This is a genomic window from Streptomyces sp. NPDC001514 (genome assembly GCF_053597075.1).
The window spans coordinates 133769-149668 of the sequence record NZ_JBSFHO010000018.1 but is presented as its reverse complement, the minus strand read 5'-3'; the positions used below and the strand labels follow the sequence as shown (position 1 = coordinate 149668).

Below are 15900 nucleotides of genomic sequence, written 5' to 3'. Positions count from 1 at the left end.
GGCGATCTTGGCGGGTTCTGTGCCATGCCGCCCGAAAATCGGTTGCTACGAACGACTGCGGAGAGCGAACCTTGCACGTCCGAGCCGCCTTTTCCGAACGATCTGGGACATCATGCAGATTCGCGATCTTCCGTATCCCGATCCCGGTGTGCCGGACGTCCGGTCGGGGCTGCGGTTCCTCGTCTGGCTGGGGCGCAAGCAGCTCGGCGGCCAGCTGAAGTCCCTGGCCTGGGGCATGCTGCACTTCGTCTCCGTGATGGCCCTCCCCTACGGCGTCGGTTCCGCCGTACAGGCCGTCGTCGAGGAATCAGGCCCCCGGCTCGCGCTCGCCGGCGGGCTGATCGCCCTGGCCACGGTCGGTATCGCGGTCGGCGACACCATGCTGCACCGCACGGCCGTCACCAACTGGATCACCGCGGCCGCGCGCGTGCAGCAGCTGCTGGCCCGCAGGACCGCCGAGCTGGGCTCAGCCCTCACGCGACGGGTCGCCGCGGGTGAGGTCGTCGCGGTCTCCACCGGCGATGTCGAGAAGATCGGCTGGTTCGTGGAGGCGGTCTCGCGCTTCCTCGCGGCGGCCCTCACGATCGTCGTGGTCGTGGTGGCGCTGCTGGTCTACCAGCCTGCGCTCGGTGTCGTGGTCGCGATCGGCGTTCCGGTGCTGGCGCTCGGCGTGCTGCCGCTGCTCCCGCGGGCGACGCGGCTCGCGGACGCCCAGCGCGAGAAGGCGGGCAAGGCCACCGAGCTGGCCTCCGACACGGTCGCGGGACTGAGGGTGCTGCGCGGCATCGGCGGCGAGGAGCTGTTCCTCCGGCGCTACCGCCGCGCCTCGCAGGAGGTGCGCCGGGCGGCCGTCCGCAGCGCCCGGATGTGGTCGCTGATCACGGCGCTGCAGGTGCTGCTGCCGGGCCTGCTGCTCATCTTCGTCGTCTGGTACGGCATCGGGCTGGTCGGCGACGGGCGGATCGAGATCGGTGAACTCGTCACCGTCTACAGCGCGGTGATGCTGCTGACGTATCCGCTGCGGCACTTCGAGGAGATCGCCATGGCGTACTCCTTCTCCCGGCCGTCCGCGCGGCGCGCGGCCCGTGTGCTCTCGCTGGAGCGACCCTCGGGCGGCTCCGGGGAGGCGTCCGACGCCGTGGCCTCGGGCGATCTGTACGACCCGGCCAGCGGGCTGCTCGCCCCGGCCGGGGCGCTGACCGCCGTCGTGTGCGGCGATCCGGACGAGGCGGGGCGGCTGGCCGAGCGGCTCGGCGGACATGCCGCGGACCCGCAGGGCCTGCCGTCCGTGCTGCTCGGCGGGGTCGCCCTGGACGAGCAACCCCGTGAGGTCGCGCGCGGCCTGGTTCTGGTCCAGGACAAGGACCCGGTGCTGCTGTCCGGGAGCCTGACCGAGCTGCTCGACGTGCCCGCGTCCGGCGCGGTGTCGGCGACCGATGCGCTGGCCGCCGCCGAGTGCGGGGACGTGCTGGACGCACTGTCGCAGGCCGCGCTGGACGGAGACCCGATGGGCGCGCCCATCACCGAGCGCGGCCGATCGCTGTCGGGCGGGCAGCGGCAGCGGCTGGCCCTGGCCAGGTCGCTGGTCGCGGACCCCGACGTGCTGGTGCTCGACGAGCCGACCTCCGCGGTCGACTCGCACACGGAGGCGCGGATCGCCGAGGGCGTGCGGGCGTTGCGGACGGGACGTACGACGGTCGTCTTCACGTCGTCGCCGCTGCTGCTCGACCGGGCCGACCGGGTGGTGCTCGTCCGCGAGGGCGAGGTCGCGGCCGTGGGCGTGCACCGCGAGCTGCTGCACAAGGAACCGCGGTACCGGGAGGTGGTGACCCGGGAGACGGAGGAGGCCCCGGCCCGTGTCGACGAACAGCTCACCAAGCCCCTGACCGGGCAACTGACCGACGCCGGAATCGACATCGAGGAGACGGCATGATCGGCGTGGCGCCACCGGCATACGACCCGGCGGCTCCCCGGACCGCGACCACGCTGCCGGTGGGCACGCCCGCGACGGTGCGCGCGTACGTACGCGAGCTGCTGCGGCGGCACCGCCGCGCGTTCGTCCTGCTCGTCGCCGTCAACACGGTCGCCGTCGTGGCCTCGATGGCCGGGCCGTGGCTGCTCGGCTCGCTCGTGGAGCGGGCGGCAGAGGGGGCGCGCGAGCTCCATCTGGGGCGCACCGCGGCGCTGTTCGCGGTGGCACTGGTCGTCCAGGCGGTGTTCGTACGGCTGGTCCGGCTGCGCGGTGCGATGCTCGGCGAGCGGATGCTGGCCGACCTGCGCGAGGACTTCCTCGTACGCTCGGTGGGGCTGCCGCCCGGCGTGCTGGAGCGGGCCGGTACGGGCGATCTGCTGTCCCGGATCACGACCGACATCGACCGGCTGGCGAACGCCATGCGCGAGGCCGTGCCGCAGCTGACGATCGGTGTCTTCTGGATCGTGCTGCTGCTCGGCGGGCTGACCGTGACCGCGCCGCCGCTCGCGCCGGCCGTGCTGGTGGCGCTGCCGGTGCTGGTGATCGGCTGCCGCTGGTACTTCAAGCGGGCGCCGTCCGCGTACCGTTCGGAGGCCGCGGGATACGCGGCCGTGGCCGCGGTGCTCGCCGAGACCGTCGACGCGGGCCGGACGGTGGAGGCGCACCGGCTGGGGGCGCGACGGGTGGCGCTGTCGGACCGCCGGATCAAGGAGTGGACGGCGTGGGAGCGGTACACCCTGTGGCTGCGGTCCGTGTTGTTCCCGGTCATCAACGTCACGCATGCGACCGTGCTCGGGTCCGTGCTGATGATCGGTGGCGTGTTCGTGCTGCAGGGCTGGATCGGGATCGGGCAGCTGACCACCGGTGCGCTGATCGCGCAGATGATGGTCGACCCGGTGAACCTGATCCTGCGCTGGTACGACGAGCTCCAGGTCGCCCAGGTGTCCCTGGCGCGGCTCGTCGGCGTACGGGAGATCGAGCCCGACGCGGGTGACGGACAGGTGCGGCCGGAGGGGCGCGCGGTGCGCGCGGACGAGGTGCACTTCGGGTACCGCGAGGGCGTCGACGTGCTCCACGGGGTGTCCATGGACGTGCCGCCCGGCACCCGGCTGGCGCTCGTCGGCCCGTCCGGCGCGGGCAAGTCCACGCTGGGCCGGCTGCTCGCGGGGATCTACGCGCCGCGGACGGGCCGGGTCACGCTCGGCGCGGCCGAGCTGTCCCGGATGCCGGCGGAGCGTGTACGCGAGCACGTGGCACTGGTCAACCAGGAGCACCACGTCTTCGTGGGCTCTCTGCGCGACAATCTGCTGCTCGCGCGGGCGGGGGCGGAGGACGCCGAGCTGTGGGCGGCGCTGGGTGCGGTGGACGCGGACCCGTGGGCGCGGGCGCTGGAGGACGGCCTCGAGACCGAGGTCGGCTCGGGCGGCCTCGCCCTGACCCCGGCCCAGGCCCAGCAGATCGCCCTGGCCCGCCTGGTCCTCGCGGACCCGCACACCCTGGTCCTGGACGAGGCGACCTCGCTGCTGGACCCGCGCGCGGCCCGGCACCTGGAGCGCTCGCTGGCCCGGGTTCTCGACGGCCGTACGGTCGTCGCGATCGCCCACCGGCTGCACACGGCGCACGACGCGGATGTGATCGCGGTCGTCGAGAACGGGCGGATCAGTGAACTGGGCAGCCACACCGATCTGGTGGCTGCGGACGGGGCGTACGCGGCGCTGTGGAGGTCCTGGCATGGATAGCTCGTACGAGACGGACGGGACGGGCCTTCGTGGCACGGCAGCGGACGGCCAGGATGCGGCGGCACGCTGCATCGATGTCACTCACCTCGGCCGGTCCCGGGCGCCGATGGGGTGGATCGAACCACTGCCCGGCGGACGGCTCCTGCTCCGACGCCCCGAGGTGCTCGAGGTCCATGAGCGCGAGAGCCTCCTCGGGGACAAGGGTTTTCTCTCCACACGCTCGCGGCCCGTCTCGTCCCTGGTACGGCCATCCGGGTCCGTGAGGAATGCTGCGCCGACCCCGGACGGCGGCTGGGTGATCAGCGAGAGGAGAAAGGTGTGGTCCGTGGGGTACGACGGCACCCTTCGCTGGCAGCTGCGGGACACCGGCCTGCCCGAGGGAGTCCGCGGGTCCGTTGTGCTGGGGGATCCGTCGGTGAGCCCGGACGGTTCGCTGGCGGCCGTGGTCCTGTCGACGGTCGTCACCGAGCCGTCCGAGCCGGTGCGGTCCCGCCGCGCGCGCCGCGCCGGACCGCGGCCGAGCCCGTACTCGTCGGACGTCCTGCTTCTCCTGGACCCAGCGTCCGGAGAGGTGATCGGCCGCCACGAGACCGGCACCGAGGCGCTCACCGCGGAGCTGAAGTGGCACCCGGACGGTGGTGTTCTCGCCGTGTCCTGCTGGTCGTTCTCATGGACCACGCACTGGCTCGAGGCACGCCTCGACGGGCTGCATCACCTCGGGGGACCGACGGAGGGCGAGGCGGAATTCTTCGTACCGAGATCGGAACGGCTGCTCACGATGGAGCGCGCCCAGGGTCTCACCAGCGACGACGACCTCCACCAGGTCGCGGTCCACGACATCCGGACGTCCGAGTGCCTCGCGCTGTTCCACCGGAAGCTGCCCGCCACACCGGACAGTGGCATCGACATGGACGTGTATCCCCTGGACGCCTCACGCGTGATCGCCGGCAGCAACCGCCGTCCGGGGCACGGGCCCCTCAGGGATGCTGCGCACTGGCTGTGCGATGCGGAGACGCTTCGTCCGCTCGGACGCCTGCGGTATCCCGATTCCGTGGCCCTTGGCCATGTGAGGCCGCTCGGGGACGGTACGTGGCTGACCCAGCACGGCTCGCGGGTGGACCACTGGGCGCTGCCCTGAAGGCCAGGGACGGCGCAGGGCAGGCACAGGACCCCCGGGGGCGGAGGTAGGGGCGGAGCCGAACGGCGCTCGCACCGGGCCGCGCCGCCCCGTCAGATGACGTTCATCGCCGCCGCGCCGCCCACTCCCCCGAGCAGCATGAACGCCGGCATCAGCACCTTCAGCTCCACCCAGCTGCCGGCCCTGAAACGCATGCCCTTGGGCGGGCCCAGCGGGTACCACCGCTTGTTGCCGACCGGGATGGGCCACAGGATCGGGCAGCCGGAGACCGTGAGAGCGTCCCCGATGTCGTGCACCAGTGCGCCGAGGACGACCGGCAGGCCGAGCCAGAGGTACTCCTGGCCGGGCCCGGAGAACAGCCAGTCGGAGCCGCTGCCCGGCTTGTCCAGGACTCCGGCGAGAATCCATGCGCTGGTCGCGCCGAGCAGCCACACCAGCACGTCGCTGGAGACCCGGGCGGCCCGCCACAGCAGCCCTTCGACGGCCAGCACGAGATGGACGAAGAGGATCGCGAGGACCGCCCAGCGGCCGCCGATCATGGCCAGGGCAGAGGTGCCCGCGCCGATCAGCACCGCCCACAGCCAGGTGTGGGTGAGGGTGCGATGGCCCCCGGTCCTGCGTTTGTCGCCCGGCTTCTTCGTCGCTTTGTAGACCGCGTAGGACAGCTTGTCGACGATCTCGCACAGGCCCCGCGAGATCGGCCCGAAGGCCCGGGAGATCGTTGCCGCCTTGTGGTCGAGGTCGGGCGCCAGCGCCGCTCCGGCGCATATCAGTGCACCGACCACGAGCACGGGCCACGGCATCGGATGGCCGGTCGCGGCCGTCGCAGCCCCCACCCCCAGCCAGGCTGCCGCCCCGGACAGGGAGTGCGCCGGTCCCATCATGTTGTTCCCGCCCCATTTGTCTTGTTGTTACGCCCAGTTGACGGGACAGGCTACCGGTAGCGATCTTCCTTCCGGCGGCCGGTTCCCTCATCCGGACCGAAGCCAGGCAAGATGGGGGGCGTGACCCTTATCGATCAGCTGCCGCCGGATGCCGACCCCGATGCCCTCTTCGAAGCCTTCTCGTCATGGGCCGAGGACCGGGGTATCTCGCTCTACCCGGCCCAGGAGGAGGCGCTGATCGAGGTGGTCTCCGGGGCCAACGTGATCCTTTCCACCCCCACCGGCTCGGGAAAGAGCCTGGTCGCGGCGGGTGCGCACTTCGCGGCGCTGGCCCGCGACGAGGTCACCTTCTACACGGCGCCGATCAAGGCCCTGGTCTCGGAGAAGTTCTTCGACCTCTGCAAGCTCTTCGGCACCGAGAACGTGGGCATGCTCACCGGCGACGCCTCCGTGAACGCCGACGCACCTGTCATCTGCTGCACCGCCGAGGTCCTGGCGTCGATCGCGCTCCGCGACGGCAAGGACGCCGACATCGGCCAGGTCGTGATGGACGAGTTCCACTTCTACGCGGAGCCGGACCGCGGCTGGGCCTGGCAGATCCCCCTCCTTGAACTCCCCCAGGCACAGTTCGTGCTGATGTCGGCGACGCTCGGCGACGTCTCGATGTTCGAGAAGGACCTGACCCGCCGCACCGGCCGCGAGACCGCCGTCGTGCGCTCGGCGACCCGCCCGGTCCCGCTCTCGTACGAGTACCGCACGACCCCCATCACCGAGACGCTGACCGAGCTGCTGGAGACCAAGCAGGCGCCGGTCTACATCGTGCACTTCACGCAGGCGCAGGCGGTCGAGCGGGCGCAGTCGCTGATGAGCATCAACATGTGCACCCGCGAGGAGAAGGACCAGATCGCCGAACTGATCGGCAACTTCCGCTTCACCACGAAGTTCGGCCGCAATCTGTCCCGTTACGTGCGCCACGGCATCGGTGTCCACCACGCCGGCATGCTGCCCAAGTACCGCCGCCTCGTCGAGAAGCTCGCGCAGGCCGGTCTGCTGAAGGTCATCTGTGGCACGGACACGCTCGGCGTCGGGGTCAACGTCCCCATCCGCACCGTGCTGTTCACGGCACTCACCAAGTACGACGGCAGCCGCGTCCGTACGCTCCGCTCCCGCGAGTTCCACCAGATCGCGGGCCGCGCCGGCCGGGCGGGCTTCGACACCGCCGGATTCGTCGTCGCGCAGGCGCCGGAGCACGTCATCGAGAACGAGAAGGCTCTCGCCAAGGCGGGCGACGACCCGAAGAAGAAGCGGAAGGTGGTCCGCAAGAAGGCCCCCGAGGGCTTCGTCGCGTGGTCCCAGAACTCCTTCGAGAAGCTCATTGCCTCCGATCCCGAGCCGCTGACCTCCCGGTTCAAGGTCACCCACGCCATGCTGCTGTCGGTGATCGCCCGCCCGGGCAATGCCTTCGACGCCATGCGCAAGCTGCTGGAGGACAACCACGAGCCGCGCAAGCAGCAGCTGCGGCACATCCGCCGGGCGATCGCGATCTACCGCTCCCTCCTCGACGGCGGCGTCGTGGAGCGCCTCGAAACCCCCGACGCCCAGGGCAGGATCGTCCGGCTCACCGTCGACTTCCAGCAGGACTTCGCGCTGAACCAGGCGCTTTCCACGTTCGCGCTCGCGGCCTTCGACCTGCTGGACCCGGAATCGCCGTCGTACGCCCTGGACATGGTGTCCGTCGTCGAGTCGACGCTGGACGACCCGCGCCAGATCCTCGCCGCCCAGCAGAACAAGGCGCGCGGCGAGGCGGTCGGCGCGATGAAGGCGGAAGGGATCGAGTACGAGGAGCGGATGGAGCGGCTCCAGGACATCTCGTACCCGAAGCCGCTCGAAGAGCTGCTGTGGCACGCGTACAACCTGTACCGGAAGTCGCACCCTTGGGTCGGCGACCACCCGGTCTCGCCGAAGTCCGTCATCCGTGACATGTACGAACGGGCCCTGTCCTTCACGGAGTTCACGTCCCACTACGAGCTGGCCCGCACCGAGGGCATCGTGCTGCGCTATCTCGCGGGCGCGTACAAGGCCCTCGACCACACCATCCCCGACGACCTCAAGACCGAGGACCTGGAGGATCTGATCGCCTGGCTCGGCGAGATGGTCCGCCAGGTCGACTCCAGCCTGCTGGACGAGTGGGAGCAGCTGGCCAACCCCGAGGTGGAGACGGCGGAGGAGGCGCAGGAGAAGGCCGACCAGGTGAAGCCGGTCACCGCGAACGCCCGCGCCTTCCGGGTGCTCGTACGGAATGCGATGTTCCGCCGGGTGGAGCTGGCCGCGCTCGACCAGGTCGCCGAGCTGGGCGAGCTGGACGGCGAGTCGGGCTGGGACGAGGACGCGTGGGGCGAGGCGATGGACGCGTACTGGGACGAGTACGACGACCTGGGGACGGGGCCGGACGCCCGCGGCCCCAAGCTGCTGTCCATCGAGGAGGATCCCGCGCACGGTCTGTGGCGGGTCCGGCAGACCTTCGCCGACCCGAACGGCGATCATGACTGGGGTATCAGTGCGGAGGTCGATCTGGCGGCCTCCGACGAGGAGGGCCGGGCCGTGATCCGGGTCACCTCCGTGGGACAGCTCTGAGGCCCGTGTGCGAGTGGAGAGTGGGGAGAACCGCATGACCAGTCCCGCCGAGCGGCTCGTGGATCTGCTCGACCTGGAGCAGATCGAGGTCGACATCTTCCGGGGGCTCAGCCCCAACGAGTCCCTGCAGCGCGTCTTCGGCGGTCAGGTCGCCGGCCAGGCCCTGGTGGCGGCGGGCAGGACGACGGACGGCGCCCGGCCGGTCCACTCCCTGCACGCGTACTTCCTGCGCCCCGGCATCCCGGGTGTGCCGATCGTCTACCAGGTCGAGCGGGTCAGGGACGGCCGGTCGTTCACCACCCGCCGGGTCACCGCCGTGCAGCGCGGCCGTACGATCTTCAACCTGACGGCCTCCTTCCACCAGCCCGAGGAGGCCGGCTTCGAGCACCAGCTGCCGCCCCGGCTCGACTTCCCGGCGCCGGAGACGCTGCCGAGCGTCACCGACGAGATCCGGGAGCACCTGGGCGCGATGCCGGAGGCGCTGGAGCGGATGGCCCGCCGCCAGCCCTTCGACATCCGCTACGTGGACCGGCTGCGCTGGACCAAGGAGGAGATCAAGGACGCGGATCCGCGCAGCGCGGTATGGATGCGCGCGGTCGGCCCGCTCGGCGACGACCCGCTCGTGCACACCTGCGCGCTGACGTACGCCTCCGACATGACCCTGCTCGACGCGGTCCGTATCCCGGTGGAGCCGCTGTGGGGGCCGCGCGGCTTCGACATGGCCTCGCTGGACCACGCGATGTGGTTCCACCGCCCGTTCCGTACCGACGAGTGGTTCCTGTACGACCAGGAGTCGCCCGTCGCCACGGGCGGCCGCGGGCTGGCACGCGGGCGGATCTACGACCGCGAGGGGCGGCTGCTGGTCTCGGTGGTCCAGGAGGGGCTGTTCCGGCCCGTGTGACCGACCGTGCGAGAGTGACCGGAGAAGGACCGTTACCGAGGAGAACTTGATGACTCTGCGCGACATCCCGCTGCTCACCCTGACCGGCGACCCCACGTCCCTCGCCGACTACGCGGACACGACCGTGCTGCTGGTCAACGTGGCGTCCAAGTGCGGCCTGACGCCGCAGTACGCGGGGCTCGAGCGGCTGCAGAAGCAGTACGCGGACCGTGGCTTCACCGTGCTGGGCGTGCCCTGCAACCAGTTCGCGGGGCAGGAGCCGGGCAGTGCCGAGGAGATCCAGACGTTCTGCTCGACGACCTACGGTGTGTCGTTCCCGCTGCTGGAGAAGACGGACGTGAACGGCGACGGTCGGCACCCGCTGTACGCGGAGCTGACGAAGGTCGCGGACGCGGAGGGCGAGGCCGGCGACGTCCAGTGGAACTTCGAGAAGTTCCTGATCTCGCCGCAGGGCGAGGTCACCCGCTTCCGTCCGCGCACGGAGCCGGAGGCGCCGGAGATCGTGGCCGCGATCGAGGCCCTGCTGGGGGCCTGACACCGGGTGGACGGCGGGGCACGGACGGCCGTGCCCCGCCGCCGGTGCGTCAGCGGATCGGCATCCCCGACAGCGTGCGGGCGATGACCAGGCGCTGGATCTCGCTCGTGCCCTCGAAGATCGTGTAGATCGCGGCGTCGCGGTGCATGCGCTCCACCGGGTACTCGCGGGTGAAGCCGTTGCCGCCGAGGATCTGGACCGCCTGGGCGGTGACCTTCTTGGCAACCTCGCTGGCGAAGAGCTTGGACATCGAGCCCTCGGCCGCGGTGAACGGCTTGCCGCTCACCGCCATCCACGAGGCGCGCCAGACCAGGAGCCGGGCCGCGTCGATCTGGGTGCGCATGTCGGCGAGCTGGAAGGCGACGCCCTGGTTGTCGATGATCGGGCGGCCGAACTGCTCGCGCTCCTTGGCGTACTCCAGCGCGTAGTCGTACGCGGCGCGGGCCGTGCCGACGGCCATCGCGCCGACCGCCGGGCGGGAGGCCTCGAAGGTGGCCATCGCCGCGTTCTTCACGCGCTCACCGCCGGCCTTCGCGCGCTCGCGGGCGCGGGCGAGGCGTTCGTCGAGCTTCTCCTTGCCGCCGAGGAGGCAGGAGCCGGGGACGCGGACGTTCTCCAGGACGACCTCGGCGGTGTGGGATGCGCGGATGCCGTGCTTCTTGAACTTCTGGCCCTGGGAGAGGCCGGGGGTGTTCGGCGGAACGATGAAGGAGGCGTGGCCCTTGGTGCCCAGCTCCGGGTCGACCACCGCGACGACGACATGGACGTTGGCGATGCCACCGTTCGTCGCCCAGGTCTTGGTGCCGTTGAGGACCCATTCGTCCTTGGCCTCGTCGTAGACGGCGCGCGTACGCATCGAGCCGACGTCGGAGCCGGCGTCGGGCTCGGAGGAGCAGAATGCGGCGACCTTGACGTCGTCGACGTCGCCGTACATCTGCGGGATCCAGGTGCCGATCTGCTCCTCGGTGCCGTTGGCGAGGACACCGACGGCGGCGAGTCCGGTGCCGACGATGGAGAGGGCGATGCCGGCGTCACCCCAGAAGAGCTCCTCCATCGCCATCGGGATGCCGAGGCCGGTGGGGTCGAAGAACTGCTGGGCGTAGAAGTCCAGGGAGTAGATACCGACCTTGGCGGCCTCCTGGATGACCGGCCAGGGGGTCTCCTCGCGCTCGTCCCACTCGGCGGCGGCCGGGCGGATCACGTCCTTCGCGAAGCCGTGCAGCCAGTCGCGGACCTGCTTCTGGTCGTCGTTGAGATCGAGCGCGAACTCGCTCATGTCCCCTCCTGATATGCATTCACTTATGCATCCACCCGCATGTTACTTGCAGTAACCGCAGTCTGTTACCGGCTAGTAGGTGCTGTCAACCAGCACCGGTGCGGTCGGCGCCCGATCCCTGCGGAGTGTTACGTTTCGCAGGCCTCAGGACAACGACGGGCGGGGAGACGCTATGGAGACCACGACTCAGCAGACCGACCAACAGCGGTCGGCGGACCAGCGGCGGCGCGAGCTGCTCGAAGCCGCGGACCGGGTGGTGCTCCGCGACGGACCGAAGGCCTCCATGAACGCGATCGCGGCGGAGGCGGGAATCACCAAGCCGATCCTGTACCGCCACTTCGGCGACAAGAGCGGCCTGTACCGGGCCCTCGCCAAGCGTCACACCGACGCCCTGCTGGACGCGCTCCGGGCGGCGGTGGACGCCCCGACCGACCGGCGCGAACGGGTCGAGAACACCCTCGACACCTATCTCGCGGCGATCGAGGCCCGGCCACAGGTGTACCGCTTCCTGATGCACCCGGCCGAGGACTCCCACCAGTCCGAGCAGTCCGAGCGGGGCTTCGACGTCGGCCGGCACTCGTCCCCGCTGCTGCGCCGCCTCGGCGAGGAGCTGGCCAAGGTCATCGAGGACCGCGTCGATCTGGGTCCGGGCGGAAGCGAGCTCGCGCGGGTGTGGGGGCACGGGATCGTCGGCATGATGCACGCGGCGGGCGACTGGTGGCTGGGCGAACGCCCCTGCTCCCGCGAGCAGTTGGTGAGGAGCCTCACCGATCTCCTCTGGGGCCGCCTGGCCGAGGCGAAGGACCGCGAGGGCAGCGCGGGCTTCTGACTCGGGGCTCCGCCCCGGGACCCGGGCCTGCCCGCGCACCGGGGCGGCCGCGCTGTGCCGCCCGGGCCCGACGCTTGGAGCGCGGCCGGTACGCCACATGAGCCCGGCAAGATCGGCCGGACAGGGCCTAGCCTCGCGACCACGGCGCGCGGCGCACCGCGCGCAGGGCTCGGACGCGGCGCCAGCCCATGACGTGGTCCAGGTAGACGCCGCCTTCGAGGTGGTCGCACTCGTGCTGGAGGCACCGGGCGAAGAACCCCGTCCCGTCCACCCACACCGGCTCGCCGTCCATCGTCACGCCCTCGACGACCGCGTGGTCGAACCGCGGCGTACCCGCCTCGACACCCGGCAGCGACAGGCACCCCTCCGGACCGCGCACCGTGACCCCGTCGGTCGCGACGAGCCGCGGGTTGACCACGTGCCCGAGGTGGCGGACGTCCTCGTCGTCGGGGCAGTCGTAGACGAAGACCCGCAGCGGTACGCCGACCTGGTTCGCCGCGAGGCCGACGCCGTTCGCCGCGTACATGGTCGCGTACATGTCCTCGATGAGCTTCGCGAGGGACGGACCGAAGTCCGTGACGGGCTCGCAAGGGGCGTGCAGCACCGGATCTCCGAGCAGCCTCATGGCTCGTACGAGTCCGGAACTGCCGGGGATCGGACGGTTTCGCATGGCGGTAAGGGTACGTTCTGCCCTCCGCCGCGATGACCTCCAGGTTTCGTCCGGGAGCCGCGGTTCGGGCCGCCGGGCGGATCTCGATAGGCTGAGCCCCGACCGACGCAAGGAGGATCTAGGACGATGGCAGGACACCCTGGCAACGCAGAGCCGTTGTCGCCGCGGGCCAAGCTCGCCGTGACGGCAGGCAAGGCCGCAGCGGCGGTGTCGCGCGCCGCGGGTCGCGGCAGCGGATCGGTGATCGGCGGCCGGGTGGCGCTCAAACTCGACCCGGATCTGCTGAGCCGGCTGGCACAGCATCTCGACGTCATTCTGGTGTCGGCGACGAACGGCAAGACCACCACCACGCGCCTCATCGCCGAGGCCCTGCGCGCGAGCGGCCCGGTTGTCTCGAACGCGCTGGGTGCGAACATGCCCGCGGGCATCACCTCCGCCCTGGCCGGCGGCTCCGACGCCAAGTACGGCGTGATCGAGGTCGACGAGAAGTACCTGGCCGGTGTGGCGCGCGACACCACGCCCAAGGCCATCGCCCTGCTCAACCTCTCCCGCGACCAGCTGGACCGCGCGGCCGAGACCCGGATGCTCGCCGAGAAGTGGCGCGAGGGACTGTCCGGTACCAAGGCCGTGGTCATCGCCAACGCCGACGACCCGCTGATCGTCTGGGCCGCGTCCTCCTCCACCAATGTGGTGTGGGTGGCCGCAGGGCAGGAGTGGAAGGACGACGCCTGGTCCTGCCCGTCCTGCGGCGGTGTGATGCAGCGCCCGGGCGACGACTGGTTCTGCGGCGAGTGCGGCTTCCGCCGCCCCGCCGTCAGCTGGGCGCTGAGCGGCGACCACGTCCTCGACCCGCACGGCTCGGCCTGGCCGATCCACCTCCAGCTGCCGGGCCGCGCCAACAAGGCGAACGCCGCGACCTCCGCCGCGGTCGCCGCGGTCTTCGGTGTCCCCCCGCAGGTCGCCCTGGAGCGCATGTACCAGGTGCAGGCGGTCGCCGGACGGTACGACGTCGTCTCGTTCCTCGCCCGCGATCTGCGGCTGCTGCTGGCGAAGAACCCGGCCGGCTGGCTGGAGACGTTCTCGCTGATCGACCCGCCGCCGACGCCGGTGATCCTCTCGGTCAACGCGCGGGGCGCGGACGGCACGGACACGTCCTGGCTCTGGGACGTCGACTACACGCGGCTCGCCGGACACCCGATCTTCGTGATCGGCGACCGCCGGCTGGACCTGGCCGTACGTCTCGAGGTCGCGGGCCTGGACTTCCGCGTCTGCGACACCGTCGACGAGGCCGTGCAGCTCGCCCCGCCCGGCCGGATCGAGCTCATCGCCAATTACACGGCGTTCCAGGACGTACGCCGCCGCGTCGGCAACTGACCCAGAGGAGACGAGAGCATGAGTGACAGCAGCCTGCGGCTTGTCTGGGTCTACCCGGACCTGCTCAGCACGTACGGCGACCAGGGCAACGCCCTCGTCGTGGAGCGCCGGGCGCGCCAGCGCCGACTCGGCGTCTCGCGCGTCGACGTCCGCAGCGACCAGCCGGTGCCGACCTCCGGCGACATCTATCTGATCGGCGGCGGCGAGGACAGGCCGCAGCGGCTCGCGGCCGAGCGGCTGCGCCGTGACGGCGGCCTCGCCCGGGCCGCGTCCAACGGCGCGATCATCTTCTCGGTCTGCGCCGGGTACCAGATCCTCGGCCACGAGTTCATCAACGACCTGGGCGAGCGTGAGCCGGGCCTCGGCCTGCTCGACGTCGTCTCGACCAGGGGCGAGGGCGAGCGGTGCGTCGGTGACGTACTGGCCGACATCGACCCTCGGCTCGGCCTGCCGCAGCTGACGGGCTTCGAGAACCACCAGGGCATCACCCACCTCGGACCGTCGGCCCGCCCGTTCGCCCGTACCGTGCTCGGCAAGGGCAACGGCACCGGCGACGGCACCGAGGGCGCGTACAACGACACCGTCTTCGGCACGTACATGCACGGCCCGGTGATGGCCCGCAATCCGCAGATCGCGGATCTGCTGCTGAAGCTGGCCCTCGATGTGAACGCGCTGCCGCCGGTCGACGACCGGTGGTACGAGGCGCTCCGCAGCGAGCGCATCGCTGCCGCGACCCAGCCCGCCTGACCAGCAGTTCGCACAGCCGTCCTGTTCGTACGATTCTCCGGTGTCCACTGGGCGGACGTCCGGTTCGGCTCCCGCCGCCCCGCGCCGGTAGGGTGGCGGGGATCCAACCGGACGACGTGGTCCGGGAGTCGGCCCACGTTGCAAAGGTATTCGGGCTCATGCGCATTGGTGTCCTCACGTCCGGCGGCGACTGCCCCGGTCTGAACGCGGTCATCCGTTCGGTCGTGCACCGCGCCGTCGTCGACCATGGCGACGAGGTCATCGGCTTCCACGACGGATGGAAGGGCCTGCTGGAGGCCGACTACCGCAAGCTCGACCTCGACGCCGTGGCCGGCATCCTGGCCCGTGGCGGCACGATCCTCGGCTCGTCCCGGGTGCAGCCGGCGCATCTGGTCGACGGCGTGGAGCGGGCCAAGGGGCACGTCGCCGACCTGGGCCTCGACGCGATCATCCCGATCGGCGGCGAGGGCACGCTGAAGGCCGCCAACCTCCTCTCCGAGGCGGGCCTGCCGATCGTCGGCGTACCGAAGACCATCGACAACGACATCGCGTCGACCGATGTGACGTTCGGCTTCGACACGGCCGTCGGGGTCGCCACGGAGGCGCTCGACCGGCTCAAGACCACCGCCGAGTCGCACCAGCGGGTGCTGATCGTCGAGGTCATGGGCCGGCACACCGGGTGGATCGCCCTGCACTCGGGCATGGCGGCCGGCGCGCACGCCATCGTGGTCCCCGAGCGTCCCTTCGACATCGACGAGCTGACCCGGCGGGTCGGCGCGCGCTTCGAGGCGGGCAAGCGGTTCGCGATCGTCGTCGTGGCCGAGGGCGCCAAGCCGCGCGAGGGCACCATGGACTTCGACGAGGGCGGCAAGGACGTCTACGGCCACGAGCGCTTCGCCGGTGTCGCCCGGCAGCTCTCCATCGAGCTGGAGCAGCGGCTCGGCAAGGAGGCCCGGCCGGTGATCCTCGGGCATGTGCAGCGCGGCGGTACGCCGACCGCGTACGACCGTGTCCTCGCCACCCGCTTCGGCTGGCACGCCGTGGAGGCGGCGCACCGCGGCGAGTTCGGCATGCTGACGGCGCTGCGCGGCACGGACATCACGATGGTGCCGCTGGTGCAGGCCGTGGAGACCCTGAAGACGGTCCCGGAGGAGCGGTACGCCGAGGCCGAGTGCGTCCTGTGAGCCGGTCGCACCCGTTG

At 71.1% G+C, this 15900-nt stretch carries 13 protein-coding genes; 10 read left to right on the top strand and 3 right to left on the bottom strand.

Annotated elements, in window-relative coordinates:
* The first annotated feature begins 112 nt into the window (after nucleotides 1–112).
* The 3 genes from ACWCXB_RS20615 to ACWCXB_RS20605 are packed head-to-tail and all read left to right on the top strand — an operon-like array spanning nucleotide 113 to nucleotide 4849.
* Nucleotides 113–1933, top strand: a complete 1821-nt coding sequence (locus ACWCXB_RS20615) for an ABC transporter transmembrane domain-containing protein (protein ID WP_450724846.1) — start codon at nucleotides 113–115, stop codon at nucleotides 1931–1933.
* Entirely contained in the window at nucleotides 1930–3711 is a 1782-nt protein-coding gene (locus ACWCXB_RS20610; RefSeq protein ID WP_450724844.1) for an ABC transporter ATP-binding protein, read from the top strand. Before ACWCXB_RS20615 ends, ACWCXB_RS20610 begins: the two co-directional genes overlap by 4 nt.
* Nucleotides 3704–4849, top strand: coding sequence for a hypothetical protein (locus ACWCXB_RS20605; RefSeq protein WP_450724842.1), 1146 nt, complete (start codon nucleotides 3704–3706; stop codon nucleotides 4847–4849). Before ACWCXB_RS20610 ends, ACWCXB_RS20605 begins: the two co-directional genes overlap by 8 nt.
* 92 nt (nucleotides 4850–4941) lie before the next feature.
* Here the strand turns inward: ACWCXB_RS20605 and ACWCXB_RS20600 are convergent, their stop codons facing one another.
* Nucleotides 4942–5733, bottom strand: a complete 792-nt coding sequence (locus ACWCXB_RS20600; RefSeq protein WP_450724840.1) for a metal-dependent hydrolase — start codon at nucleotides 5731–5733, stop codon at nucleotides 4942–4944.
* 111 nt (nucleotides 5734–5844) lie between these two features.
* Here ACWCXB_RS20600 and ACWCXB_RS20595 point away from each other — a divergent pair, with 111 nt between their 5' ends.
* The 3 genes from ACWCXB_RS20595 to ACWCXB_RS20585 are packed head-to-tail and all read left to right on the top strand — an operon-like array spanning nucleotide 5845 to nucleotide 9803.
* Nucleotides 5845–8367: a DEAD/DEAH box helicase gene (locus ACWCXB_RS20595; RefSeq protein WP_450724838.1), complete on the top strand. Its 2523-nt coding sequence runs from the start codon at nucleotides 5845–5847 to the stop codon at nucleotides 8365–8367.
* Between the two features lie 34 nt (nucleotides 8368–8401).
* Nucleotides 8402–9268: an acyl-CoA thioesterase gene (locus ACWCXB_RS20590; RefSeq protein ID WP_450724836.1), complete on the top strand. Its 867-nt coding sequence runs from the start codon at nucleotides 8402–8404 to the stop codon at nucleotides 9266–9268.
* Between the two features lie 49 nt (nucleotides 9269–9317).
* On the top strand, nucleotides 9318–9803 hold the full coding sequence (locus tag ACWCXB_RS20585) for a glutathione peroxidase (RefSeq protein WP_450724834.1): 486 nt from the start codon (nucleotides 9318–9320) through the stop codon (nucleotides 9801–9803).
* 49 nt (nucleotides 9804–9852) lie between these two features.
* Here ACWCXB_RS20585 and ACWCXB_RS20580 read toward each other — a convergent pair whose 3' ends face one another.
* Nucleotides 9853–11079: an acyl-CoA dehydrogenase family protein gene (locus ACWCXB_RS20580; RefSeq protein ID WP_450724832.1), complete on the bottom strand. Its 1227-nt coding sequence runs from the start codon at nucleotides 11077–11079 to the stop codon at nucleotides 9853–9855.
* Between the two features lie 172 nt (nucleotides 11080–11251).
* On the opposite strand from ACWCXB_RS20580, the gene ACWCXB_RS20575 reads away from it, so the two are divergent.
* Nucleotides 11252–11908 (top strand): TetR family transcriptional regulator, encoded by a 657-nt coding sequence (locus tag ACWCXB_RS20575; protein WP_450724830.1) that lies wholly within the window; start codon nucleotides 11252–11254, stop codon nucleotides 11906–11908.
* A 127-nt stretch (nucleotides 11909–12035) separates the two neighbouring features.
* Here the strand turns inward: ACWCXB_RS20575 and def are convergent, their stop codons facing one another.
* On the bottom strand, nucleotides 12036–12578 hold the full coding sequence (gene def / locus ACWCXB_RS20570) for a peptide deformylase (protein WP_450724828.1): 543 nt from the start codon (nucleotides 12576–12578) through the stop codon (nucleotides 12036–12038).
* A gap of 126 nt (nucleotides 12579–12704) precedes the next feature.
* On the opposite strand from def, the gene ACWCXB_RS20565 reads away from it, so the two are divergent.
* The 3 genes from ACWCXB_RS20565 (at nucleotide 12705) to ACWCXB_RS20555 (ending at nucleotide 15883) form a co-directional block, all read left to right on the top strand.
* Nucleotides 12705–13952, top strand: a complete 1248-nt coding sequence (locus ACWCXB_RS20565; protein WP_450724826.1) for a MurT ligase domain-containing protein — start codon at nucleotides 12705–12707, stop codon at nucleotides 13950–13952.
* Between the two features lie 18 nt (nucleotides 13953–13970).
* Nucleotides 13971–14699, top strand: a complete 729-nt coding sequence (locus ACWCXB_RS20560) for a type 1 glutamine amidotransferase (protein ID WP_450724824.1) — start codon at nucleotides 13971–13973, stop codon at nucleotides 14697–14699.
* A 158-nt stretch (nucleotides 14700–14857) separates the two neighbouring features.
* Nucleotides 14858–15883: a 6-phosphofructokinase gene (locus tag ACWCXB_RS20555; protein WP_450724822.1), complete on the top strand. Its 1026-nt coding sequence runs from the start codon at nucleotides 14858–14860 to the stop codon at nucleotides 15881–15883.
* Nucleotides 15884–15900 lie beyond the last annotated feature (17 nt).

Excerpts from the sequence above, each read along its gene's own strand:
- ACWCXB_RS20615 (WP_450724846.1), top strand. The coding sequence starts at position 113 with ATGCAGATTCGCGATCTTCCGTATCCCGATCCCGGTGTGCCGGACGTC.
- ACWCXB_RS20610 (WP_450724844.1), top strand. The coding sequence starts at position 1,930 with ATGATCGGCGTGGCGCCACCGGCATACGACCCGGCGGCTCCCCGGACC.
- ACWCXB_RS20605 (WP_450724842.1), top strand. The coding sequence starts at position 3,704 with ATGGATAGCTCGTACGAGACGGACGGGACGGGCCTTCGTGGCACGGCA.
- ACWCXB_RS20600 (WP_450724840.1), bottom strand. The coding sequence starts at position 5,733 with ATGATGGGACCGGCGCACTCCCTGTCCGGGGCGGCAGCCTGGCTGGGG.
- ACWCXB_RS20595 (WP_450724838.1), top strand. The coding sequence starts at position 5,845 with ATGGGGGGCGTGACCCTTATCGATCAGCTGCCGCCGGATGCCGACCCC.
- ACWCXB_RS20590 (WP_450724836.1), top strand. The coding sequence starts at position 8,402 with ATGACCAGTCCCGCCGAGCGGCTCGTGGATCTGCTCGACCTGGAGCAG.
- ACWCXB_RS20585 (WP_450724834.1), top strand. The coding sequence starts at position 9,318 with ATGACTCTGCGCGACATCCCGCTGCTCACCCTGACCGGCGACCCCACG.
- ACWCXB_RS20580 (WP_450724832.1), bottom strand. The coding sequence starts at position 11,079 with ATGAGCGAGTTCGCGCTCGATCTCAACGACGACCAGAAGCAGGTCCGC.
- ACWCXB_RS20575 (WP_450724830.1), top strand. The coding sequence starts at position 11,252 with ATGGAGACCACGACTCAGCAGACCGACCAACAGCGGTCGGCGGACCAG.
- def (WP_450724828.1), bottom strand. The coding sequence starts at position 12,578 with ATGCGAAACCGTCCGATCCCCGGCAGTTCCGGACTCGTACGAGCCATG.
- ACWCXB_RS20565 (WP_450724826.1), top strand. The coding sequence starts at position 12,705 with ATGGCAGGACACCCTGGCAACGCAGAGCCGTTGTCGCCGCGGGCCAAG.
- ACWCXB_RS20560 (WP_450724824.1), top strand. The coding sequence starts at position 13,971 with ATGAGTGACAGCAGCCTGCGGCTTGTCTGGGTCTACCCGGACCTGCTC.
- ACWCXB_RS20555 (WP_450724822.1), top strand. The coding sequence starts at position 14,858 with ATGCGCATTGGTGTCCTCACGTCCGGCGGCGACTGCCCCGGTCTGAAC.